The organism is Halomonas sp. MES3-P3E, from assembly GCF_002836035.1.
Classification (GTDB): Bacteria; Pseudomonadota; Gammaproteobacteria; order Pseudomonadales; family Halomonadaceae; genus Vreelandella; species Vreelandella arctica.
On the sequence record NZ_PJBT01000106.1, the window covers coordinates 1 to 1,186 of the forward strand.

A 1,186-nucleotide genomic window follows, 5' to 3' on the forward strand; every position below is an offset into this window, starting at 1 on the left:
GAGCAACCGCCACTGATTGGTCCACCACCGCGTGCTGGAGGTGCGATCTGCGAACAGACACAACTGCTGATCCTTGATCCGGTTTTCCATGTCACCCCGGGCACAGTATTGCTCGTAGTAGAGTTTAACGCCGTCGTCGTAACGGGAGCTGAGAATGAACCTGGGGTTGGCACCCAGTTCGCCCTCCTCCAGACGCGCGATCACCCAGCGGGGGTGTTTCCAGGTGTGGGCCTGGTACTGGAATCGATAGGTGGCGCAGACTTTTTCACCCAGTTCGTTGTGAGCCTTGCGAACCAGCATCGAGGGTACGTCTACCTCCTTGAGCAGCCGGCTGTTCTTGCTGAGGCCCACCAGATAGTCCACGTTGTTCCGGTCGCACCAGCTCAGCAATCGGGGACGGTAAAAGCCGCTGTCACCCCGGAACACGATGCGGGTATTCGTCCAGTACTGCCGGATGAATTTCACCAGCAGGGCCAGAATGGCCCAGCTGTGGCGGCTGTCGCTTCGGTTGCTGGTGCGCAGGTAGTTCACCAGCAGATGGCGACCGCAGAACACGTACAGTGGGAAGTAACAATGGTGATTGTAGTAGGCGTTAAAGAACTTGCCGGGCTGGTCGCCATGCACCGGAACGTCGGTGCCATCAAAATCCAGCACAATTTCCTTGGGTGGAGTCTCGTGCTGTTCAATGAAGTGATGCCACAGCAGTTCGTGGGCCTTGACCACGGCCTGCCGGTCTACGCGCTGCTCCATTCGGCACAGTGTTGATTTGCCCGCCAGAATGGCCTCTTCGCCAGTCGCGGTCTGAAGTGCCTGGTCAGCGCGTAACGTTTCGTGATCGTTCAGATCTTCGTATCCGGCGGCTACGCCAAAGACCCGTTGCCGGATCATGGTTTGAAGCTTGTGGCGAACCAGTACCGGATTACGGGCATCGTCCAGCACCGTAGCCAGGCGCTGAGTGAGCTGGTGTTGGTTGTCGACTTCGCGAAGCAAAAGCAGGCCGGCATCGGAGGTGATATGACCACCGGAGAAATCGGCTTCAATTTGACGGCGAGACAGTGGCGAGAAGGTCAGTTTTTCAGGTACCATTTTGGATAGCGGCTGTTGGTGCTTGGTGAACGGTGTAAGGTCCTGAAACTATAGCACTTTCAGCCGCTTTCTTTTATCCCCTCATGAGAAATCCGGGCTA

1 protein-coding gene is annotated in these 1,186 nt (G+C 56.8%); it reads right to left on the bottom strand.

The genetic code is table 11. The features are described 5' to 3' along the window. Window positions 1-1,086, bottom strand: a 1,086-nt coding sequence (locus tag CXF87_RS12090; RefSeq protein ID WP_101146786.1) for an IS1380 family transposase, incomplete at its 3' end; no start/stop codon positions are given. Between the last annotated feature and the right edge of the window lie 100 nt (window positions 1,087-1,186).